The sequence below is a fragment of the Paenibacillus sp. J5C2022 genome (assembly GCF_025567625.1).
Taxonomy (GTDB): domain Bacteria; phylum Bacillota; class Bacilli; order Paenibacillales; family Paenibacillaceae; genus Pristimantibacillus.
In genome coordinates this window covers 25,545-48,578 of the sequence record NZ_JAOQJC010000044.1, presented here as the reverse complement: position 1 = coordinate 48,578, position 23,034 = coordinate 25,545, and the positions used below count along the sequence as shown (strand labels likewise).

Below are 23,034 nucleotides of genomic sequence, written 5' to 3'. Positions count from 1 at the left end.
GTTGAATAGTGAATATGGATAAGAAGGACGGGGTTTAATTCATGATTAGTACAAACGGTGTCACGCTTCGCTACGGGAAGCGCGCGCTTTTTGAAGATGTAAATATCAAGTTCACGCCCGGCAATTGCTACGGTCTGATCGGGGCCAACGGCGCGGGCAAATCCACATTTCTGAAAATATTGTCAGGCGAGATCGAGCCGAACTCCGGCGAGGTTCATATGACGCCCGGCGAGCGCTTCGCCGTGCTCAAGCAGAACCATTACGAATATGACGAGTTCCAGGTTCTGGAGACCGTCATTATGGGCCACAAGAAGCTGTATGATGTCATGAAGGAGAAGGACGCGCTGTATGCGAAGGCGGACTTCACGGATGAAGACGGCATGCGCGCCGGCGAGCTGGAAGCGGAATTCGCCGAGATGAACGGCTGGGAAGCGGAGTCCGAGGCGGCGGAGATGCTGAACGGCCTCGGCATTACGCCGGATCTGCACGACAAGAAGATGGCTGAGCTTGACGGCAACGAGAAGGTTCGCGTATTGCTGGCGCAAGCATTGTTCGGCTCGCCGCAAATCCTGCTTCTCGATGAGCCTACGAACCACTTGGACATCGAATCCATCCGTTGGCTGGAGAACTTCCTGGCAGACTATGAAGGTACGGTTATCGTGGTCAGCCATGACCGTCACTTCCTGAATACAGTATGTACGCACATCGCGGACATCGACTTCGGCAAAATCCAGATGTACGTCGGCAACTACGACTTCTGGTACGAGTCCAGCCAGCTGGCATTGTCGCTTATGCGTTCCGAGAACAAGAAGAAGGAAGACAAGATCAAGGAGCTTCAGGCGTTCATTCAGCGCTTCAGCGCCAACAAGTCGAAGTCGAAGCAAGCGACTTCCCGGAAGAAGCTGCTTGACAAGATCTCGCTGGATGATATTCGTCCTTCCAACCGTAAGTATCCGTTCATCCAATTCAAGGGCGAGCGCGAGGCGGGCAAGCAATTGCTGCTTGTGGAGGGCTTGACGAAGTCCATCGATGGCGAGAAGATTATCGACAACTTGACCATTACGATCAATAAAGGCGACAAGGTCGCATTCGTGGGGCCGAACGGCTTGCCGAAGACGACGCTGTTCCAATTGCTGATGGGCGAGTTGGAGCCGGATGCAGGCACGTATTCCTGGGGCGTTACGACGAAGCAGGCATACTTCCCTAAGGACAATTCCGCTTACTTCGAAGGTGTCGACATGAACTTGGTGGAATGGCTGCGCCAATACTCCACGGACCCGGATGAGACATTCCTGCGCGGCTTCCTGGGCCGCATGCTGTTCTCCGGCGACGAGGCGATGAAGAAGGCGAACGTTCTATCCGGGGGCGAGAAGGTACGCTGCATGCTGTCGAAGATGATGCTGGAAGGCGCGAACGTATTCCTGATGGACGAACCGACGAACCACTTGGATCTGGAATCCATTACAGCGCTGAACAACGGGCTCATGGAGACGGACTGCACCATTCTGTTCACCTCGCATGACCATCAGTTCGTGCAGACGGTTGCGAACCGCATCGTCGAGATTACGCCGGGGGGCGTCATCGACCGCATGACGACTTACGACGAGTACTTGGAGAGCAAGGAAATTCAAGCGATTCGCGAGCGCATGTACGCCGTACAATAATAGCAGAAACGCCGCTTCGGGACGATCTCCCGCAAGCGGCGTTTGCTATTTCTGTACATGGCTGATCCATGGTATAGGAAGTTTCTGATGCTATTATTCCACTTTGGCGCTTGTGTCCGGCCTTAGTTCAAGAATGCTTCGAATGACGAATTCAGCCAGCAGGAACAATGACAAGATCGTGGCGTATATAGCGATGGAATAGCTGACCGTATAAGATAGCCCGAAGCCGTGATGCAGAATCGATGTATACATTTAAGGGGCCATGTAGCCAGATGTGAGGACGACGACAGCGACACAACTCAGGTAGAGATAACCGCTCACACGATGCCATAATCGGAATTTCCGCCATACGGCGGGGATAAAGTTAATTAGCCCTGCAATCATAGCCATGCTCGCCAATATCGCATGCACCCGCATGACCCCGAGCCAGGCGTTCATACGATCAGGACTTCTGTCATCAGGCTTATGGCTCAAGAAGGCTGTTGCGTCGGGATCGCGGAATACGTACATATATACAATGTAGCTGATAAAAACAAGCATCATCAGGAAAACTAAGCCGAACAGTTTATTTTTTTTGTTCACGTAAGCCGCTCGCTCCTTACTCCTTATACCGATAGGGGATTCACCTATTCACCTATTAGCATATCGGATCTGCTGCAATGATTTCTCGACGAAATGTTACAAAAATCTGAAGAGTTCGAAAGCCGCAAGTTGTTGCCTCCGTGCATAAAAGTGCGCATAAGGTCAACACTGTTTCTCTAGACCCACACGACTTCAATCGGGTATGATACGAAAAGACAGTTTCTAGAGATTGGCAGGAGGCGTAGCAACATGACTCAGTATGATGATATTAAACAAGGAGAGAGAGGCGCTTGGGTCAGCATCTGCGCATATTTGGTGCTATCCGTCCTGAAGCTGGGAGCGGGCTATTGGTTTTTATCCGGAGCTCTCGTCGCGGACGGTTACAATAATTTGACGGATATTATCGCATCGGTAGCTGTATTAATCGGCCTGAGAATATCGCAAAAGCCGCCGGACAAGGATCATCCCTACGGCCACTTCAGAGCGGAGACGATCGCTGCGCTCGTCGCATCATTCATCATGGCGACCGTCGGTGTACAAGTACTGATTAGCGCGGGCAAGTCGTTAATGGAGGGCACTCGGCATACGCCGGATATGATAACGGCCTGGATCGCACTTCTGTCTGCCGCGGCAATGGGCGGCGTCTATGTATACAACAGCAGGCTAGCGCGCCGCATTAACAACAGTGCGCTAATGGCCGCTTCCAAGGACAACCTGTCCGATGCGCTTGTCAGTATCGGGGCCGCTGTCGGCATTATCGGCGCACAGTTCGGCTTGCCCTGGCTCGATCCTGTAGCTGCAATCGCGGTAGGCATCATTATTTGCAAAACGGCATGGGGCATCTTCTACAGCTCGACGCACGCATTGACGGATGGGTTCGACGAGAAGGAACTGAGAACGCTGCAGGCGACGATTGAGAGAACGAAGGGCGTTCATGCGATTAAGGATATCAAGGCGCGGGTGCACGGAAGCAATGTGCTTGTCGATGTCATCGTGCAGGTGGATCCAGAGCTTTCCCTTATAGAGAGCCATCGGATAAGCGACGATATTGAGCGGCGTATGGGACGAAAGCATAATATTATGAGCGTACACGTACATGTCGAGCCGCTTGACGGCCACCTGAAGCTGCCTCAATCGCATTCCTGAATCGGCTTTATCCGGGAATCCACAGGTTAGTAAATTAAGGGAATTCCCTTATTTCTGATCGAAAATGAGTCTTAAGACCCATTACATTAATGAGAGAGTCCTAATGTATATGAGAAAATGCTCATGATGACAATGCCACTTATCGCTTGAATAATCGTCAATTAGCACATGATGGGAAAGGCGTCTCCGATAAGGGAGACGCCTTTTATTAATTTTTTCTTAGCAAAAAAGGGTAATCCGCTGTTCCCATAAGCCCCTATGCCTATTTAGGAACATCGGTCGATGACTGCCTCCCCGCATCCCACTTACAATGAATGCGAAGCGCCGGACAAGCGGCAGCAACAAACACTTCTTAGGGAGGCGTATTCTACATGAATTATTCCATAAAGCAAAAAGCTGTTACCGTAACCTTATCGGCAGCGCTGTTATTCGGATCGGCGGCTATGCTGCCTGCTCCTGCGGCTTACGCGGCTACAGCAACTGCCGAAGTGCAGTGGGGTGTGAATATGCGAACCGCACCTTCCACATCGGGATCAGTCATTCGCATGCTGAAGAAAGGCGAAGAGGTTACGATTATCGATCAGGCTAGCAGCGGCTGGTACAAAGTAAGCGACAGCAGCGGCCGGACAGGCTATATCTCATCATCATCCAAGTATACGAACGTGACAGATTCCGGTTCTTCATCTTCCGCATCAGGTCAAGATGCTGTAGCCGCTATGAATGCAGTAGTGAAGCGCTCCGTATCCTTCCGTCAAGGACCGTCGACGTCTTCGGATCGTATCCGCTATCTGAAGAGCGGCGAGCAACTTCAAGTAACAAGCAAGTACAACAGCTACTGGTACGAAGCAGTTGATTCGAGCGGTGTGAAAGGCTATGTATCCGCCAGCTCCAAATATGTGGATGTGAACGGCACTGTTTCCGGAGGGACTGGCAGCAGCAGCAATACAGGCAACGCGAATACAGGAGGAAGCGGCTCGACGAACTCCGGCCAGAATGCGGGTACGGCAAGCAATGCTTCTGTCGAGAAGGTCATTGCGGCCGGCCTGAAATATTTGGGTACGCCGTATGAGTTCGGCTCCAACCGCAGCTCCACCAAAACGTTCGACTGCTCCGATTTCGTAAGACGAGCCTTTATTGACGGCGTAGGCGTGACGCTGCCGGCAGATTCCCGTCAGCAAGGAGATTATGTGAAGAAGAAAGGCAAGACGACAACAAACATTAATAACTTGAAGCGCGGCGACCTGATGTTCTTCATGTCCTACAAAGGCTCCAGCGCGTCCGCATACAGCGGCATCAACAAAGCTTCTCAGCGCATTACGCATGTCGGCATCTACCTCGGCGACGGGAAGATTCTGCATACGTACTCCAAGGAGAGCGGCGGCGTTAAGACGAACAGCATTAAAGGCACGCATTGGGAGCAACGCTTCCTGTTCGGCGGGAGCGCATTGTAATCCCGGCGACGCATATCCAACATGAAAAGAAGTCTCCAGTTTCCACAGCAAGCTGTGGAAACCGGAGACTTCTTCTTTAAGAAGCATTACACCGATAATGAGTCCGTTTGTTTGGCTTGCTCGGCGAGCTGTTTCTTCTTGCGTATCTTGGCGCGTACAAACAGGAATATTAAAATGATCGGCGTTGCGATCAGGAAAATATAGAGCGACACGTCCTTCACCATCGATTCGGCAGCGCGACCATAGAAGTAGAACAAGGCTCCGACGACGTAGAACTTGGCAGCCCGGCCGATTGCGGCATAGGCCATCAAGCGCCATAATGGGAAATTGAGAACGCCGGACAGGATCGTAAACACTTTAAAGGGGATCGGCGTGAAGGAGCCAAGCAAAATGGCGGCCTCGCCGTTCTTCTGAAATCTAGCGGTAGCGGCGTCAATCCACTCCTTCTTCAGGAAGCGATACAGGACGGACTTTCCCATCAGCTTACCCAAGTAGTAACCGATCGGAGTGCCGACCAGGCAAGCAATGTAACCGAGGGTAGCAAGCCATAAGGCCGAAGTAGGATTAATCAAACTTAAGGATACCTGTGTGAAAAAGGCCGGGATGGGAAAAATAACGGCATCCAGAAACGAGTGAATGACGAGTCCCCAAGGGCCGTAATCCTTCAAAAAATCGATTACAGCTTGAAACATGTAAGAGGCTCCTTTGTGTTCGACTTATCTGTTAAGTATAGCATAACGTTATTCGACTGATGTGACAAAAATAAATGGAACTTCCAATTCTATGCAAGATGTCAAGTTCAGAAAAACTCTAAAATTGCGCACATTAGTGACTACGCAGCAGCAGAACCAAGGTTTCAAGAAATGTTAAGGTATTGCCCAGAAAATTCGCTTGACAATTTGTAAGCCCTTACATTAATTTGGAAGGGATTACAGCACCAAACAGGAGGAATTGCAAATGAAGGAACTTTCCTACCAATTTCGAAGGCGGCTTGAGGAAGTGCATAAGCGAGGAAGGCGCAATCCCGACCTTAAGCCGAAGAAGCATGAAGCAGAAGTATCGGACGAGTGGACAATTGTCATTGCCGCAAATGCCAGTCCTTATATGCAAGGAATTGCAAAGGATCTCCAAGACTATTTTTGGGTTTCTATGGGGGTGTCTCTGCGTCTGAGATGCAGAGACAGCTTGCCGAATAGCACGCAGACTGCGGAGAAAGCGATTATTGTTGCGACGAAAGAGGAGCTCCCTGAGCTTGGCGCAGCATTAAGCGAAGCCCGGAGCTATCGGATCGTGGCGGAGCAGCAAAAGATTATTGTAGCAGGTTATGATGAACGCGGCGCCGGACAAGGAAGCTATTATTTGGAGGATCTGATGAATTTGCGCGAAGCGCCTTATATAGCGGAGTGCGATCAGGTCCGGAAGCCGCTGTTCTCGCCTCGCATGGTTCACTCCGGCTGGGGGATGGATCTATATCCTGACGCTCATCTGAATGCGATGGCTCATGCGGGGATTGATGCTATTCTACTGTTCGTCAAGGATGTGGATGAGACGCCTGAAGGCGTGCGAGACTTCAATTATTTGATCGATCGTGCGGATCATTACGGGATTGATGTATATATGTACAGCTATCTCCTCAGTCGCAAGCATCCGGAAGAGGACGGCGCAGAGGAATACTACAATCGCACCTATGGCAAAATTATGGAGGCTTGCCCGAGGTTTAAAGGTGTCATATTCGTCGGCGAATCATGTGAATTCCCCAGTCGGGATGAACGGACGACAGGTGTGCCGCACACGGAATGGCCCAAGGATCAGCCGAGATCGAAGCCTTATCCCGGATGGTGGCCTTGCAGAGATTATCCGCAGTGGCTGAATATGCTGAAGAAGGTCATTCGCAAGCATAACGAGCAAGCGGAAATTATTTTTTGGACGTACAACTGGGGTTGGGCGCCGGAAGAGAATCGACTGGAGCTTATCCGCAGCTTGCCATGGGACGTAACGCTCCTCGTCACCTTCGAAATGTTCGAACAGCGGAAGCGGGAAGGCGTTACTCATGTATGCGTGGATTACACGGCCTCGTTCGAAGGGCCTGGACAATATTTCGCGAGTGAAGCGAAGGCTGCACATGAGCGTGGAATAAAGCTGTATACGATGAGCAATACGGGAGGGTTGACTTGGGATATTGGCGTCATTCCGTATGAGCCGATTCCTTATCAATGGGCAAGAAGACATGCGGCGCTGCACGATGCCCGAGAGCGATGGAGCTTGTCGGGATTGATGGAGTCGCATCATTACGGATGGTGGCCTTCTTACATAAGCGATATGACGAAATGGTCGTATTGGAGCGGCGGCCCGCCAAAAGAACGATTGTTCGAGGCGATCGCGGCCAGAGATTTCAGCCGGCAAGCCGTTCAGCATGTATTGGAGGCATGGCGCTGCTGGAGCGAGGGGATTCGCCATTATATCCCGACGAATGAAGACCAGTACGGACCGTTCCGCGTCGGACCGTCATATCCGCTTGTATTCCGCAACCGCATCGAGATGCCGGACAAGAAGCATTCCCTGTTCGGCAATCGGATTGTCATGACAGACTACATTCCGCGCGAAAGCGCCCGTCAATCTCTCGGTATTCAGCGGATCGATGTGGAGATGAACAGTCTAGGCAAAATGTTGGAGCTGTGGCAGCAGGGCAACAACGTCCTGCAAAGAGCGATTGCTCTCACTCCCGTGCATAAGCGGGAGGAGGGAGAGAGGCAGTGGAATATGAATGCATTTATTGTCTGCTGCATTCAAACGACGATTCATGTAAAGCAATGGTGGAAGCTGAAGCAACAATTGTTCCGTGAGCCGGACAGGACGGCCGCATTGTCACTATTAGAGCAATTGCATGAGTTGGGAGAGAAGGAAATTGCCAATGCCAGCGCAGCCATTCCGCTAGTCGAGCGCGATTCCCGTCTAGGTTGGGAGCCCAGTATGGATTATATGACCGACCGTGCCCATCTGGAATGGAAGCTTGCCCAGGTTCGCACAGTATTGGAGCATGAGCTGGTTGAATATCGGTCATCGCTTCTGCTGGAGTAAAGGAGATATTTTACAGGCAGATACATTTTATAGGTGAAGAAGCGGCTGCATAAAGGGGGAACTTTTGGGAATGGTCTTTCGGACAAAGCGGACCGAAAAAATGTTTATAAGCCTGAAAACAGTTCTGGTAGGTTCGTATTTTCTATTGGCACTGTTCATACTGCTGACCATTGTCGGCGTTACCAGCCATGTATCCTCATCGATTATTAAAGAAAAAGAAAGCAAGGCCGTCATGAATCAATTGCTGCATATGGAAGAACGAATGAATGCGCTGATGCAGAAATATTCCGATATTATGCTGTCCCTCATTTACGATAAAAACACGCAAGCATTATTGCATGATTTGGAGAGCTTAACTGAAGAACAGCGATTATCGCTTGCATCAACTTTAAATGATGCAATGAGCGAAGCCAGCATTATTACGACGGAGATCGGTTCGATTTATTTCATGGATAAATTCAACAACACTTACGCTTATGATTTTAGCTTGTATTCCAGAGACGATATCTTGTCGCATTATGAGGTGTCCGGCTGGTATGAGGAGGTCGCTGAACGGAAAGGCGGCTTATTCGTCGATTACTCCGGTACAATTTTGCGAAATTCAGATTTGATTACATTGGCAAGAAGTATTGTCAGAGGCAACAAGGAGATCGGAGTGCTGCTGCTTAACATTAAGAAAGAAGCATTGCTTGCTCTTGCCAGCGACAACAGGTTCGACAACATTATGCTGTTAGATCAGCAACAGCAGCTGTTTTTGGACTGGAACGAGTCCAATGATCATGCGAACGCGCACATTGAATATTTGAAGCATGCGGGGCTGCAGGGCTCATGGGAGCCGGAAGTGAATGGCCAGCCCTATCTCGCCACTTATTTGAAAAATGGCAAGTACGGCTATACGCTTCTAAGCATGGTATCGGAGAAGGAGCTGCTCAAGGACGCGGCTTACATCTATAAAGTGACAGTCATTACGGTTGTATTCATATTGACAAGTGTAGCCTTGCTCTCCTACTTTCTCTCGCAATCCTTGGTAAGACCGGTTCACAAGCTGGTCCAATTAATGCGCCGTGTGGAGCAAGGCGATTTGAACATTGGAATGAAGCGAATTCCGGGCAATGAGCTGGGCATATTGGCGCATCAGTTCAATCGGATGGTCGCGTTGCTGAAAGAAAGCATGCCGCTTAGAAGGGAGCGTTTTCTGGGGAAGCTGCTCTTTGTACAGCTGACGGAACAAGAATACGGGGAAGAATCGCTTCAACTGGGCATTCAACTGGAGGCCAAGGACAATTACACCGTAATATTTGAATTGTCCGGCACGGTCAAAGACGCTGCGCCCGGTATTCGCAAAGTGGAAAAAGTGCTGGCGGAACTGGCGGACACACTGGGAGAAGAAGTGTATATTTATGCGTTCGATGACCGTAGGGTTATCATGATTGCAGTACTTCCGTCGAATGTCGGACGTGAGGAACAGCTTGGCGGACTGCTGACACAGCTCTCCGGGCAGCTGGCGATGCCGATGAACATTGGTGCCGGATCTGTTGGCAGTGGATATGAGCATGTACGCCACTCCTATCAACAGGCATCCTCCGCGCTGAACTACGCCTTCATTTACGGGGAGAATGAGATCATTTATTGGGAGAGCATTGAACAGAGGGATTATACCTACGAAATGCTTGAACAATTGGAGGACGAGATCGCTGACGCTCTTCAATATACGGAGAAGAATCGTCTGGAGACTGGCGTCAAGCAATTATTTGATGTATACCGCAAGCAAAGCATCAAGAAGGAAGTGGTCACCTTCTCCGTCTCCCATCTTTATATGAAATGTATGAAAAAGGTTGCTGGAATTGGCGGCAATGGAGAGGAAGGAATGATGGACAAACTTCGATTTATGGAGCAAATTCAAGAGCGGGTAACGCTAGATGCTCTGCAGATCGAGTTATTGCGAATGCTGACGGCGATGCTGGATGACATCTATGCCGGCAGAAAGAAGGGAATGAATGAGGTTGTCGTAAGGGCGATGAAAGCCATTGAAGAACGATATGGGGATAGCGGCCTTACCCTCGGCAAGCTTGCTGCGGAACTGTTTGTAAGCGAGAACTACTTGTCGAAGCTGTTCAAAAAAGAAACGGGACAAAATTTCTCGCAGCATTTATTGAAACAGCGAATGGAACGGGCGAAGGAATTGTTGAAAACGACGGACTGGAAGGTAAGCGACATTTCGGATCAAGTTGGCTATAACGACGCCAATTATTTTAGCACTTGTTTTAAAGCGCTGATGGGCGGTTCCCCGGCGAAATACCGTGATGTCTGCAGAAATAGCGACGCAGAGGGCTCTCTTGGTTGAGTTGGATGGAATTATTAAGCTCCAACCCAGAAATTTATATATTGCCTGCGGCTGTTTTTATATACATTTGGGTTGCAGGGCGATTCCAAATTCAATCAAGGGAGGCAAAATGCATGAATGGATTCAAGAAAGCGATCTCGCTCGTTTCTGTGCTGGCAATGGTCTTCACCATGCCGCTGCAGAGTGACGCTGCGCCGGGAGTGAGAAGCAAGATTGGACCCGTTGTAGAGAGCGTTGTCGTACAGGCGGATGAGTACTCGGCTACGAAGCGGGCATTCAACGGCGCTATTATTGAGCTGAAGCACAACAGGCTGCTGCTTACTTACGACGATTACAGCGATGTGAAGGATGATTCACCAGGCGTGATTTCAGGGAAGGTGTCTCATGACGGTGGAAGAACGTGGGGGGAGAAGTTTCTCATTCAAGACAATATCGGCGAAAAGAACGTAACGAATCAAGGCATTATTCGTTTGAAAACAGGAGAGCTTGCCCTCTTCTTCGCCAAGCAGGATGAGCATGCCCAAATAGCTATGTACATGAAAACCTCTGACGACGAAGGGATGACATGGGACGAGCCGCAAAATATTACGCCATTCGAAGGCCATCATGTAACAGCTAACGATCGTGCCGTGCTTTTATCCTCTGGAAGAATCATTATTCCGCTCGGAGGGAAGACGGATGCCAGGCCAGGCAAGTCCGGCGCATTCGCTATCTACTCTGACGATAACGGGGATACGTGGCACATCGGGGATTTCGTAAATATGCAAGAGGGGGCTCCTGCCGAGCCGGTTGTAGTGGAGCTTAAAGACAAGCGCGTTATGATGTATATCCGAACGACTCTGGGGTACATCTACAAGGCATATTCCCATGACGGCGGAGCGAGCTGGGACGATCCGATCCCGACAGAGCTGGAATCGCCTTATGCTCCTGTCATGATTAAACGCATTCCCGACAACAGCAACGGGCATCTGCTGCTCGTATGGAACAACACGAAAGGCCCTTCAAGAAGGCCGCTCTCTATGGCCGTATCGCGGGATGACGGGATGACGTGGTCACAACCGGTTAATCTGGAACCGCCTGATCGAGGAGTTAACAGTTATCCTTCTATTGCAACGCATCATGGCGAGGTTCTCATTACATATTACACGTACAATCCATTGCCCGATGGCTCATATACGCTTCCGATGAAACTGCAAATATGGCGAATGTCCGATCTGTTCAAACTAAAGCCTGAATCTTCATCGAAATCGTAAAATGAGGGGATGACTGCAATGAAAAAGGGAAAATATTTACGCTTTATGTTAACACTTCTCTCAATGGTATTGGTGTTCTTGTCTGCAGCTTGCAGTTCGGATACGGACAACACCAACAGTAACGGACAAGTTCCACCTGCATCAGGAAGCACAACCGGAACTGAGCCGGCATTGCCCGACCAATTGCCTGACAAATATGACCCTGCCATTGAACTGACTACGGCCAGCTATTATTTTTCGGGCATCAAGTTTCCGCAAGGGGAGGATATAAACCATAATGTTTGGACCCGAGCTTTGGAGAAGGATTACGGCATCAAAGTAAAGCATTTATGGTCCGTTCCGTATGGCGACTTCGAGAAAAAAATGAATTTGACGATATCTTCCGGTGATCTTCCCGATATTTCACTGGTCACTCCGACACAGTTCAAGCAACTGCACGAATCCGGATTAATCGAGGATATGACGGATTATTATGAGAAGCTGGCTCCCGATGCCGTGAAGAAAGTAATGCAGGAAGCGGGCGAGGAAGTGAAGCAGTCCGCGATGCTTGACGGTCGATTGATGGGCATTCCTTTTACCGGATTAGCCAAAGAGCAGGTTTCGATTTTATGGATACGTGAGGATTGGCGGAATACCTTGAACTTGCCAGAGCCGACGACGCTGGACAATTTGCTGCAGATCATAGCTGCGTTCACCGAGAGTGATCCCGACCGGAATGGTCAGGCGGATACGATCGGGCTTGGGCTTGATAAGGACTTGGCAAGCGCGAAGAGTTTTATGAACGCTTTTCATGCTTACCGGGATATATGGATAGAGGACGATTCCGGCAAGCTGGCCTACAGCAGCATTCAGCCAGAGATGAAAACTGCGCTGGAAGCGCTTCAGCAGCTTTACAGCAGCGGGCATTTGGATAAGGAGTTCGGGGTGAAAAATGCGACGCAGTTGGCTCAGCATATTACTGCCAGCAAGCTGGGCGTATTTTTTGGAACGATGAACGCAGGCGTCACGCCGCTTGGCAATACGAGAGATATTGATCCCGCTGCGGAATGGAAGGCATACCCTGTGCCTTCGGTCGACGAAGAGCCACTCCTCTATCAGCATGACTTGAATATTTTCTACGGGTACTGGGTCGTGAAGAAGGGCGTTAAGCATCCGGAAGCCGTCTTCAAATTGCTGGAGAAGTGGCTCAATTCCTTTTACTTCAATACGTCGGACGACGTATTTACGAACTTCAATGAAGCTCCGGACAACAATACATTATGGATGTACGCACCGATGAAGATGTACAGGTCGGAGAAAAATGTAAGCGTATACCGTAACCTGAAGCCGTTGCTGGAAGGGACGGGAGGCGATGTGAATCAGCTGACGCCGGAGGAGCGCAGCATTTATAACAACATTTTGAAGTATAGGGAAGGCGATCTTCAATTCTGGGGACAGGATCTGAGCTTTGGACCGAACGGCGGCGGCAAAGTCATCGATCAAATCATGCGCAACAATCAATACAAGCCGACCCAGTTCATTACAGCGCCGATGCAGGTGATGACGGACAGAATGTCCCAGCTGGAGAAGATGGAAGCAGAGGCGTTTACGAAAATCATTCAAGGAGCTCCAATTAGCAAATTTGACAGCTTCGTTGCGGACTGGAAGAAAGCGGGCGGCGAGGATATTACAAATGCGGTTAATGAATGGTATATGGGAAAATGAGAAAGCCCCATTTTGAGCTGCCTCTGCACTTCATGCTGCTTCCGCCTGTCATCATTGTCCTTATTTACAGCTACGGACCGATACTCGGGCTGGTGATCGCATTTCAGCGCTATGTACCGGCCAAAGGAATCAGTGGTTCAGAATGGGTAGGGCTCGATCAGTTCAAATATGTATTCAGCCTGCCCGATACGATGAATGTCATTATGAATACATTGTCCATATCCGTTATGAAGCTGGCAGCGGGCCTAGTCGTGCCCATTGCCGTTGCATTAATGCTTAATGAGGTCAGGAAGCATGTGTTCAAAAGGCTGGTTCAGACGTTCATCTACTTTCCATACTTCCTGTCGTGGGTGCTGCTGGGGGGCATATTAATCGATATATTATCTCCGGAACGCGGAGTCGTTAATGCCATGCTGGGGTGGGTTGGCGTGGAGCCGATCTACTTTCTCGGCGATAATGGCTGGTTCCGGTATGTACTGGTTATTACGAATGAATGGAAGGAGTTCGGCTTCAGCACGATCGTTTATTTGGCAGCTCTGACGGGGATTAATCCGACGCTCTACGAAGCGGCTGTCATCGACGGGGCGAATCGCTGGCGGCAGACTTGGCATGTGACGCTTCCCGGCATCCGTCCAATTATCGTGCTGCTCATGACGCTCGCGCTAGGCCAGGTGCTGAATGCAGGCTTTGATCAAGTGTTGAATTTGTACAGTCCGCAAGTTTATGAGAGCGGAGACATTATCGATACGATGGTTTATCGGATGGGTCTGCTGGATGCCCAGTTCAGTGTTGCCGCAGCAGTAGGATTGTTCAAGTCCGCCATATCTCTATTGCTTATATCTGTCGCCTACTACCTGGCTTATCGCCTCGTACACTATCGTATTTTTTAGATTGCCGCAAAGGAGACGGTGCAGCTTGGTAGAACAACGGTCATTATCCAGGAAAATGTTTATTGGTGGCAACTATGCAGCACTGAGCATTTTGACATTATTGTGTTTATTGCCTGTTATTCATATATTCGCCGTATCGCTCAGTGCCAGTTCGGCTGCGAATGCCGGTTTGGTCGGCTTATGGCCGGTCGACTTTACATGGAAGGCCTATAGCTTCGTGCTGCAGAAGGAAGCCTTCCTGCAATCCTTTCTCGTCTCTTTGCAGCGGGTATCGATTGGACTTGTGCTGAATATGTCGCTTATCGTTCTGGCGGCTTATCCCTTGTCCAAGGAGGCCGGGGCGTTCCGTTTCCGTACATGGTATGCATGGTTTTTTGTGTTGACGATGTTGTTCAATGGGGGACTGATCCCTACTTATTTGACGATCCGGATGACGGGGCTGCTGGATACGATATGGGCATTGCTTATTCCGACAGCCGTTCCGGTATTCAGTGTCGTCTTGCTGCTTAACTTCTTCCGCGGACTTCCGAGAGAGCTGGAGGAGGCGGCGTTCATGGATGGAGCGGGGTACATGAGAACCTTGCTTCAGGTATATATTCCATTATCAATGCCGGCTATAGCTACATTGTCGTTATTCTCCATCGTTATGCATTGGAATAGCTGGTTCGACGGTTTGATCTATATGAACAGCCCGCAGAACTATCCACTGCAAAGCTATTTGCAGACATTGATAATTCAGCATGATATGAGCGCTGTGACGGAAAAAGAGCTGCAGCTGCTGAAAGAACTGTCGGACCGGACGGTCAAGTCGGCTCAAATCTTTTTGGCGATGCTTCCTATTCTTTGCTTGTATCCCTTTATGCAAAAATATTTTATCCATGGCATTGTGTTGGGGAGCGTGAAGGAATAAGCAGTGCTGAAGCAGGGGCAGTTTACCCAGCACGTTCATTTGATTCAGAAATGCAGGCAGAACTGAACGGAATGAAAAAATAGCGGGAGGGATAGCTATGAAGCATTCAAACGAGAGGCAACAGACTGCTGTCAGTGACTTGATGAAGAAGGATAGTGAAGTTAAAGTCGAAGCGAATGAAGAAACGGCTGCAGAAATCGGGACGGGGGAGCGAAAGGGCCAAGAGGAGGCTATCACTGCTAGTACCAATGGAAGGATAAGCCGCAGGAAGCTGCTGGCATCGCTAGGGGCTGCAAGCATTGTCCTCGCTTCGGAAGGGCTGCTTCGCAGCTCTTCCCGGTTAGTCTCGGCGGATAATAACGATGATGACGACGATGACGATGATAATGGCAATTCTATGGAGCAGAACACATCCTGCGGCTGGTATAACGTCCGAACATTCGGAGCTGCAGGGGACGGTATAACGAACGATTATTCCGCTATCAACGATGCCATAAGCGCAGCCAAGGCAACAGGCGGAGTCGTCTATTTCCCGCCGGGCACGTATGCGATTGATATTTACTTGTCCGAGCTGCGGCAGGAAACGGCAGTGACCGTACAGGATTTGCATCATATCGTATTGATGGGCGACGGGAGAAGCTCGATTATAAAAGGAGTCAGTGCCATCGGGTTCGATGTATTCCAGCTTAACGGTGTGAAAAATGCAACAATTCGGGATCTGGCTATTACTTCGGTGAAAACAAATGCAAATGATACGACGCATGGCTGCAACGGCATCTCCATGACGAACGGCACAAGTCATATTACGATTGAAAATGTGCATGTGTACGATCTTCCTCATGTCGTGAAAAGCAATTACGTGGATGGAGGCAAAGCGTTCACGATCCAGCAAGGAAGCGGCGGAGGTCAAGCGTGCAGCCATATCGCCATTCGCAATAGCGAATGCACCGGCTGTGCGATTGGCTTCGGCATGGATTTGAACGGCAGCTCAACTGAGATTCCACATGAAATAACGGTGTCCGGAAATATGCTGCATGCCTTTTATCGCGGCATGTATGTAAGTGCGTCGGCCTCCTCCAGTGGCAACTACATTGAGATGCTCTCTTGCCAGCTGACTGGCAATACGGTCGTTGGCGCTCAGTATAGTCTTGTTCTTGGAAGAGGGTCGGGCGTCGTAGCAACGAATAATCAGTTTATTAACCATCATACGTCGGCCGGTACAGAGGTGTACTTCGATACAGGTATAATCCCCATTGCAATCAGCGGCACAGACAGCTGTGTCATTGCGAACAACTTCATTTATTATGCCTACAGCGAGCAATTCATGTTGCTGGATAATTTATACTCTGGCTATTCCAGGCAATGTCAAGTGCTGAACAACCAATTTACAGGCGCGTCCAACGGCTATGGGGTTAAGCTGTTGAATACAAGCTCAAGCGGTTATGCCCGGCAATGCGTATTTGTCGGCAATACGTTCCGCAATGCGGCAATGGGGGACTATGATCCCGTTGTATTCGCAGAAGGAGTAAGCAATGTCGTTGTAAGCGATGCTGCAAGCCGATTTCAGTCTATTGGCGTAAAAACGAATGGCGTGCCAAGCGGAGCAGATGCCGTCATTAATGGCAGCCTTGGATTTGCTTATACGGATGGCAAGACAGCTCATAACCATGTGTACAGAAGCGGTGTGGCGTTGGCGGTGAAGCAGACGGCAAGCAGCAGCGGTACGGCAGAAGTGATCAAGCTGCTCTCGCATCAGGATCAACCATTGTTAACCGTTCTGAACAACGGAGCGCTTCAGTTATCTGCGATAGAGTCTGCCAGCATACCGGCTAATCAGACGAAGCGTATCGCAATCTATCATTCCGACGGTTCTCTTGCCGGATACATTCCGCTATATAACAGCCAGTAGATCAATTATGACTTCCACATTCACTAACTTCCTTCACAATATTATAAAAATATGATTGAAATTGCTATATAATAGAAAGAAATGCTTCATCTTGGAGGGGAAAAAGTTGAGAAAGTATCGCGCAGCGTTAATTGGCATTGGAGGATTTGGGGCAAGGCATGTGGAAGTGCTGCTTCAACTGGTGAATGAAGGAGAAATGGAAGTGGCGGCATTCGCCGAGATGAATGCCGCGGCCCATCAGGAGTCCTATGGAAAGCTGACTGAAGTTGGAGCCAGCCATTACATCGATTACGAGGAGATGCTGAAGGCTCATCCGGATATCGATTTCGTCGTCATCTCGACACCGATCGCCACCCATAAGCCGATTAGCATACGCGTTATGGAGTTAGGCTTCCACGTGCTTGTGGAGAAGCCGCCTGCGGTGACGATTCAAGATGTGGATGAGATGATCGCAGCAAGCCAAAAACACGGAAAGCGCTGTCAGGTCAACTTCCAGATGACTTCAGGAAATGCGTTCCGCAAGATGCTCACGGAGCTTAGGAACGGAGCGATCGGGGAGTTGCGGCAAGTGACGGGCGTCGGCATGTGGCATCGGGCGCAAAGTTATTATAGCCGGACCGGCTGGGCGGGCAAGCTCATCTTCAACGGTCAATACGTATTGGACGGCACATTCATGAATCCGCTTGCACATACGCTGAACAACTGTCAAATCGCCGCCTGCGCGGCTTCGGAGGACGTCTTGTCGGTGCACCCGCAATGGGTGCAAGCGGAGCTTTATCATGTGAATGATATCGAAGGCGATGACGTATCTTGCATTCAGACCCGCATGTCCAACGGCGTCGAGGTGAACTTCTACGGGATGCTGTGCCACCATCTGAACGATCATCCCTATATCGTGCTGCGAGGAAGCAGCGGCGAGATGCGCTGGCAATATGATCATACCATGACCATCAGCAGCGGCGACAGGCAGGAGAAGCACACCTTCGACGACGGAGATCTGATGAGCAATATGTACCGGAATCTGATGGATGCCATCGATAATCCGGAGACTGAGCTATTGGCATCGCTGCAGGCTTGCCGCAATTATGTGCTTGTAGCCAATGGGGCATATGAATCCGCGAAGAAGGTGAGGGACATTCCACGGCAATATGTGGTGGAAGAACAGCTGCCTGAGACGAGTGTCAGACTGCTGCCGAGTCTGTCCGAGAGGATGCCGCACATTTCGAACGCCGGCATATTGTATTCGCAGGCTAAGCTGCCTTGGGCGGTCGCCACGGACAGAATCGATATGACAGATTACCGTCATTTTGAACTGCCAGAGGCTTTGAGACAAGCATAGAATATACTGCTTTTACTGGGTTGGGTGACAGATCATTTTGTAGCATCAGTGATCCTCCTGCAATGCCTTTCATACGATTTTTCGCACGAAAAGGGGCTGGGCGCAGCGCATATTTGGCTGTTCAGTTCAGCCCCTTCATTCTGGAGTCTGCACTATCAAATAGTGTGCGCTATCGCTCAAAATGCTCACATAGCCCCGCCAAGAGTGCCTCGTCCGCCCCAAAAGTAACCTCTATCGCTCAAAATGCTCACATAGCCTCGCCAAGAGTGCCTCGTCCGCCCCAAAAGTAGCTTCTATCGCTCATTATGCTCACATAGCCCCGGAAGCGGGCCGAAAAGTGTGCGCTATCGCTCAAAATGCTCACATAGCCCCGCCAAGAGTGCCTCGTCCGCCCCAAAAGTAACCTCTATCGCTCAAAATGCTCACATAGCCCCGCCAAGAGTGCCTCGTCCGCCCCAAAAGTAACCTCTATCGCACAAAATGCTCACATAGCCTCGCCAAGAGTGCCTCGTCCGCCCCAATGTCGCTGTCTATCCACCAGAGATTGTACGAATTATCGTACAAAATCCACCCTATAAGCGCCTGCAGGAGCCGTTTTGTACGATTTTTCGTACAACTGCGTCGAAGTTACGCCAGATCCCGAGTACTTTGTACGAATTATCGTACAAAATCCGCTCAACAAGCGCCTGCAGGAGCCGTTTTGTACGATTTTTCGTACAACTGCGTCGAAGTTACGCCCGATCCCGAGCACTTTGTACGAATTATCGTACAAAATCCACCCTATAAGCGCTTGCAGGAGCCGGTTTGTACGATTTTTCGTACAACTGAGTCCAAGCTGCGCCCAATCCCGAGCACTTTGTACGATTTATCGTACAATGTTTGCTGCCCTACCGTCGGTTGAAAGTGTCTGTTTGGAATCCCGATCACCCCTTCCTCCACACCTGACCATCTCTCGTAAATTAGACGCCGTTAGGCGTCTTTTTGCATTTTCCCCTGTTATTCTTCTGCAATCTCTCCGGTTTTGTCCCTGGCCGTCTCTCTCTATAATGGAAATTACTTCAGATGCTTGCGAGAGGAGGAGGACATTATCGCACCACATACGACCGCATCGAACGGCGCATCCCCTATGGCGCAATCCGACCAACGGACGAAGCAAGCGGCTGCCGGAAGGGGATGGAGGAAGCTGGTCTCGCAATACCAGCTTATGCTCATGTCCGTTCCGTTCGTTGCCATTCTAATCGTGTTTAGCTTCTTTCCGTTATGGGGATGGATTATGGGCTTTCAGGATTACGCCATACCGAAGGGAATTGCCGGAAGCCCATTCGTAGGCTTGGACCAGTTCGTCAAGCTGTTCAGCGACGATTGGTTCTACATCGTGCTTCGCAATACACTGGCGATGAGCCTGATGAGTCTGGTGGCCAGCTTCGTCTGCGCCATAGGTCTGGCGCTGCTGCTGAACGAAGTGAGAGTTGCTCTGTTCAAGCGTACGGTGCAGACGATTACGTACATTCCCCACTTTGTATCGTGGGTCGTCATCGCCAACATTGTCACCTATGTGCTGTCTCCGGACGGCGGACCGCTGAACGAGCTGCTGATCTCGCTCGGCTGGTTGGATGAAGGCATTTACTTTATGTCGAAGGAGCACTGGTTCTGGGGGATTCATACGCTTGCCAGCCTGTGGAAGGAGCTTGGTTGGAGCACGATCATTTATTTGGCTGTTCTGACCGGCATTAATCCGGAGCTGTACGAAGCGGCAGATGTAGACGGAGGGGGACGCTTCCGCAAAATGCTGCATATCTCTCTGCCGGGACTGATGCCTACAGCCGTCATGCTGCTTATTCTTTCCGTCGGCTATCTGATCTCGACAGGCTTCGAATCGCAGATGCTGCTGGGCAACAGTCTGGTCATGGAATATTCGCAAGTGCTGGATCTCTATGCGCTGGAGTATTCGCTGGAGATCGGAGATTATTCCTACGGCGTGGCGATCAGCATGTTCAAGTCGGTAGTCAGCATCACGCTCGTTCTTCTCGTCAATGCTTGGGCAAGAAGGCTCGGCCAGTCCCATATTCTATAAGCGGGCGGGCGGCCGGACCACTATACAAGGAGGTGCTGCTAACTATGCGGAGGCGATCACTCGGAGGCGCTTTGTTCCAAACTTGCAATATAACCTTTCTTATGCTGCTTAGTATGGTGACGCTGTACCCGTTCCTGAATTTGCTGGCGATCTCGCTGAATGAGTCGTTGGATACGCTGCGGGGAGGCATCCATATCGTACCGCGCGCCTTCACACTCACCAACTATGAGCTGATCTTCCAGAATCCGCGCCTGTTCACGGCGGCGTGGCTGTCCGTAGCGCGTACGGTGCTTGGCACGGTGCTGTCAGTCGGCGCCACCATCATGGTGGCTTATACGCTGAGCCGAAGGGAATATGTGCTGCGCAAGGGGCTTAATGCGGTCATCGTCGTCAGCATGTATGTGAACGGAGGCATTATTCCGTACTATCTGCTTATCAAAAGCTTGGGACTGACCAATTCGTTCCTCGTGTACATTATCCCTACGCTGCTGGTCGCGTTCAACGTCATGATCATGCGAAGCTACTTCGAGCAGCTGCCGGAAGGCTTAATCGAGTCGGCCAAGGTGGAGGGGGCGAACGAATTTCAGATTCTGATGCGCGTAGTGGCGCCTGTCAGCTTGCCTGTCATTGCGACAATCACCTTGTTCGTATCGGTGCAGCACTGGAATTCGTGGATGGACAACTTTCTGTTCAACAGCCGCGAGAGCCTGACGTTGCTCCAGTATGAGCTGATGAAGATTCTGCTGCATTCCACGGAGCAGATCAATGCGACGCCGGGCAATGTTGACGATGCGCTCATGCGAATGACGACGCCGCAGTCGATCAGAGCGACGATGACGATTATCGTCACGGTGCCGATTCTGTTCGTGTACCCGTTCATGCAGAAGTACTTTATTAAAGGGATGACGCTTGGCGCTATGAAGGAATGATATCTACGGGCTAGTCCCGATGATATAATGAATAGAATGGAGAGGGTGTTGACATGAAGAAAGGGACCGCATTATTGCTTGCTGTCATGCTCATGCTGGCCGCGCTGGCGGGCTGCGCAGGCAATGAAGGAAGCAACGGCAACGGCGGGAACGAGGGCAAGCCGGGAGCTGCAAGCGGCGAGCAGGCCGGCGAATCGACGAAGGAACCTGCGGCTGCTGAGAAACCGAAGGAGCCGATTACGATTCAGGCCGCCAACCTGTTCCCGAATCTGGACCCGAATAACCCCGTCATGCAAGAGATTGGCAATCGGGCGGGCGTGAAGTTCGACCTGGTGACCGTGACGGGAGACCGCAATCAGAAGTTCGATCTATGGCTCGCTTCCGGCGATTATCCGAAGGACACGCTTATTCTGAAGCCGGACTATATCTCGAAGTACAAGGAAGCCGGGGCCATTATCCCGCTGGAGGAGCTTATCGAGGAGCACGGCAAAAATATTAAAGAAAAGTATGGCGAGTATTTCGACCTGCTAAAGGATGAGAACGGGCACATTTACTCCCTGTACGTGCCGAATATTGCGACGGAGCCCGCTCCGCAAATTCAGGCGCCGTTCGCGATCCGCTATGATGTGCTGGAAGCTGCGGGGTATCCGGAAGTGAAAACGCTGGATCAATTGTTCGACGTATTGAAAGCGTTTTATGATAAAAATCCGACGATTGACGGCAAGGCGATGATTCCGTTCTCCGGGTTCAACACATCCGGCAGCGGAGGAGAAAATTTGGGCGGACCGTCATTTAATATCGCCGGACTAACGAATCATGGCAGATTTTATATCGATGACAGCGATCAAGCACGACTGATCTACGTTTCCGATGCGATGAAGCAGTATTATCAATTTTTGAACAGGCTGTACAATGCCGGTATGCTGGATAAAGAGTTTTTCACGCTTAATATGGATGGCTTGACCAAGAAGATTACGGAAGGTCGCGTACTGGCTGGATACTTCCCGGATTGGTATGTGCAGCCCGAAGTGGAGAAGACGATGCGGGCAGCCGGAGACACAGATCTGATGTACGCTTACTTCCCGCTTATGCAAGATGAGAGTATCAGGGATCGTTCATTCGTCTCTCTTCGCACCCGCTCCAACTGGAACTGGGCAATATCGGACAAGTCCGAGCATCCGGAGGAAGTGATCAAGCTGCTGGATTATATGTTCTCCGATGAAGCTCAGATTCTGATCAATTGGGGAGTGGAAGGCCGGCATTATGAAGTTGCAGACGGCAAGCGAAGAGTGACGGATTCTTACAAGCAGCAGTTGAAAGACAATCCGGACGCACTCTGGAGCGAGCACGCCTCCATCTTCTACGGCACTTCGATGTACTTCGCTCACGGAACGAAGCTTGCCGACGGCGACTATGCAACACCGCTCACGAAGGATTCTATTAAGGAAGGTTATGATGAGCGAACGAATGAAGTGCTGGCGCAATACGGTAAGCAAGTATGGTCGGACTTCCTGCCGGAGCTGGAATACATTCCTGCCATCCTGAGCCAGCTTGGCGAAGTGGAGGATGTGCGTGCGGAGATGAAGCGGGTAGAGCAGATCTGGCTGAAGGAATCCGCCAATATGATCTTTGCCGGTACATCCGATGAGTTCGATCGGTTATGGACGAATTACGTTCAGAAGATCGACAAGGCCGGAGCAGTGAAATTGGAAGATGCTTATACCGAGCTGTGGAGAAAAAATACGAAGAAATAGAAGCACC

General features: G+C 50.4%; 17 protein-coding genes. 14 read left to right on the top strand and 3 right to left on the bottom strand.

Annotated elements, in window-relative coordinates:
• Positions 1 to 41 precede the first annotated feature (41 nt).
• Entirely contained in the window at positions 42 to 1,664 is a 1,623-nt protein-coding gene (locus tag M6D81_RS26060; protein ID WP_262680105.1) for an ABC-F family ATP-binding cassette domain-containing protein, read from the top strand.
• A gap of 93 nt (positions 1,665 to 1,757) precedes the next feature.
• Here M6D81_RS26060 and M6D81_RS26055 read toward each other — a convergent pair whose 3' ends face one another.
• On the bottom strand, positions 1,758 to 1,916 hold the full coding sequence (locus tag M6D81_RS26055; protein ID WP_262680104.1) for a hypothetical protein: 159 nt from the start codon (positions 1,914 to 1,916) through the stop codon (positions 1,758 to 1,760).
• Entirely contained in the window at positions 1,917 to 2,246 is a 330-nt protein-coding gene (locus M6D81_RS26050; RefSeq protein ID WP_262680103.1) for a DUF2306 domain-containing protein, read from the bottom strand.
• 249 nt (positions 2,247 to 2,495) lie between these two features.
• On the opposite strand from M6D81_RS26050, the gene M6D81_RS26045 reads away from it, so the two are divergent.
• Positions 2,496 to 3,392 carry a cation diffusion facilitator family transporter gene (locus M6D81_RS26045; protein WP_262680102.1) on the top strand — a complete coding sequence of 299 codons (897 nt, stop codon included), beginning with the start codon at positions 2,496 to 2,498 and terminating at the stop codon, positions 3,390 to 3,392.
• Between the two features lie 371 nt (positions 3,393 to 3,763).
• Positions 3,764 to 4,843: a C40 family peptidase gene (locus tag M6D81_RS26040; protein WP_262680101.1), complete on the top strand. Its 1,080-nt coding sequence runs from the start codon at positions 3,764 to 3,766 to the stop codon at positions 4,841 to 4,843.
• Between the two features lie 86 nt (positions 4,844 to 4,929).
• Here the strand turns inward: M6D81_RS26040 and M6D81_RS26035 are convergent, their stop codons facing one another.
• On the bottom strand, positions 4,930 to 5,535 hold the full coding sequence (locus M6D81_RS26035) for a YqaA family protein (protein WP_262680100.1): 606 nt from the start codon (positions 5,533 to 5,535) through the stop codon (positions 4,930 to 4,932).
• 265 nt (positions 5,536 to 5,800) lie between these two features.
• On the opposite strand from M6D81_RS26035, the gene M6D81_RS26030 reads away from it, so the two are divergent.
• From M6D81_RS26030 to M6D81_RS25980, 11 genes are all read left to right on the top strand, one after another.
• Positions 5,801 to 7,921 carry a hypothetical protein gene (locus M6D81_RS26030; protein WP_262680099.1) on the top strand — a complete coding sequence of 707 codons (2,121 nt, stop codon included), beginning with the start codon at positions 5,801 to 5,803 and terminating at the stop codon, positions 7,919 to 7,921.
• A 70-nt stretch (positions 7,922 to 7,991) separates the two neighbouring features.
• Entirely contained in the window at positions 7,992 to 10,265 is a 2,274-nt protein-coding gene (locus M6D81_RS26025; protein WP_262680098.1) for a helix-turn-helix domain-containing protein, read from the top strand.
• Positions 10,266 to 10,378: 113 nt separating this feature from the next.
• Complete coding sequence (locus M6D81_RS26020; RefSeq protein WP_262680097.1) at positions 10,379 to 11,518, top strand: sialidase family protein; 1,140 nt, start codon at positions 10,379 to 10,381, stop codon at positions 11,516 to 11,518.
• Positions 11,519 to 11,536: 18 nt separating this feature from the next.
• The gene (locus M6D81_RS26015) at positions 11,537 to 13,222 is read left to right on the top strand and encodes a type 2 periplasmic-binding domain-containing protein (RefSeq protein ID WP_262680096.1); all 1,686 of its coding nucleotides are present in this window, start codon (positions 11,537 to 11,539) and stop codon (positions 13,220 to 13,222) included.
• The gene (locus M6D81_RS26010) at positions 13,219 to 14,112 is read left to right on the top strand and encodes an ABC transporter permease (RefSeq protein WP_262680095.1); all 894 of its coding nucleotides are present in this window, start codon (positions 13,219 to 13,221) and stop codon (positions 14,110 to 14,112) included. Before M6D81_RS26015 ends, M6D81_RS26010 begins: the two co-directional genes overlap by 4 nt.
• Positions 14,113 to 14,137: 25 nt before the next feature.
• Positions 14,138 to 15,022, top strand: coding sequence for a carbohydrate ABC transporter permease (locus M6D81_RS26005; RefSeq protein WP_262680094.1), 885 nt, complete (start codon positions 14,138 to 14,140; stop codon positions 15,020 to 15,022).
• A gap of 97 nt (positions 15,023 to 15,119) precedes the next feature.
• Complete coding sequence (locus tag M6D81_RS26000; protein WP_262680093.1) at positions 15,120 to 16,931, top strand: glycoside hydrolase family 55 protein; 1,812 nt, start codon at positions 15,120 to 15,122, stop codon at positions 16,929 to 16,931.
• Positions 16,932 to 17,037: 106 nt separating this feature from the next.
• Complete coding sequence (locus M6D81_RS25995; RefSeq protein WP_262680092.1) at positions 17,038 to 18,270, top strand: Gfo/Idh/MocA family protein; 1,233 nt, start codon at positions 17,038 to 17,040, stop codon at positions 18,268 to 18,270.
• Between the two features lie 1,126 nt (positions 18,271 to 19,396).
• On the top strand, positions 19,397 to 20,344 hold the full coding sequence (locus tag M6D81_RS25990; protein ID WP_410795796.1) for an ABC transporter permease: 948 nt from the start codon (positions 19,397 to 19,399) through the stop codon (positions 20,342 to 20,344).
• 44 nt (positions 20,345 to 20,388) lie between these two features.
• Entirely contained in the window at positions 20,389 to 21,273 is an 885-nt protein-coding gene (locus M6D81_RS25985) for a carbohydrate ABC transporter permease (RefSeq protein WP_262680090.1), read from the top strand.
• A gap of 53 nt (positions 21,274 to 21,326) precedes the next feature.
• Positions 21,327 to 23,027, top strand: a complete 1,701-nt coding sequence (locus M6D81_RS25980; RefSeq protein ID WP_262680089.1) for an extracellular solute-binding protein — start codon at positions 21,327 to 21,329, stop codon at positions 23,025 to 23,027.
• The last annotated feature ends 7 nt before the right edge of the window (positions 23,028 to 23,034 follow it).

Excerpts from the sequence above, each read along its gene's own strand:
- M6D81_RS26060 (WP_262680105.1), top strand. The coding sequence starts at position 42 with ATGATTAGTACAAACGGTGTCACGCTTCGCTACGGGAAGCGCGCGCTT.
- M6D81_RS26055 (WP_262680104.1), bottom strand. The coding sequence starts at position 1,916 with ATGTATACATCGATTCTGCATCACGGCTTCGGGCTATCTTATACGGTC.
- M6D81_RS26045 (WP_262680102.1), top strand. The coding sequence starts at position 2,496 with ATGACTCAGTATGATGATATTAAACAAGGAGAGAGAGGCGCTTGGGTC.
- M6D81_RS26040 (WP_262680101.1), top strand. The coding sequence starts at position 3,764 with ATGAATTATTCCATAAAGCAAAAAGCTGTTACCGTAACCTTATCGGCA.
- M6D81_RS26035 (WP_262680100.1), bottom strand. The coding sequence starts at position 5,535 with ATGTTTCAAGCTGTAATCGATTTTTTGAAGGATTACGGCCCTTGGGGA.
- M6D81_RS26030 (WP_262680099.1), top strand. The coding sequence starts at position 5,801 with ATGAAGGAACTTTCCTACCAATTTCGAAGGCGGCTTGAGGAAGTGCAT.
- M6D81_RS26025 (WP_262680098.1), top strand. The coding sequence starts at position 7,992 with ATGGTCTTTCGGACAAAGCGGACCGAAAAAATGTTTATAAGCCTGAAA.
- M6D81_RS26020 (WP_262680097.1), top strand. The coding sequence starts at position 10,379 with ATGAATGGATTCAAGAAAGCGATCTCGCTCGTTTCTGTGCTGGCAATG.
- M6D81_RS26015 (WP_262680096.1), top strand. The coding sequence starts at position 11,537 with ATGAAAAAGGGAAAATATTTACGCTTTATGTTAACACTTCTCTCAATG.
- M6D81_RS26010 (WP_262680095.1), top strand. The coding sequence starts at position 13,219 with ATGAGAAAGCCCCATTTTGAGCTGCCTCTGCACTTCATGCTGCTTCCG.
- M6D81_RS26000 (WP_262680093.1), top strand. The coding sequence starts at position 15,120 with ATGAAGCATTCAAACGAGAGGCAACAGACTGCTGTCAGTGACTTGATG.
- M6D81_RS25990 (WP_410795796.1), top strand. The coding sequence starts at position 19,397 with ATGGCGCAATCCGACCAACGGACGAAGCAAGCGGCTGCCGGAAGGGGA.
- M6D81_RS25985 (WP_262680090.1), top strand. The coding sequence starts at position 20,389 with ATGCGGAGGCGATCACTCGGAGGCGCTTTGTTCCAAACTTGCAATATA.
- M6D81_RS25980 (WP_262680089.1), top strand. The coding sequence starts at position 21,327 with ATGAAGAAAGGGACCGCATTATTGCTTGCTGTCATGCTCATGCTGGCC.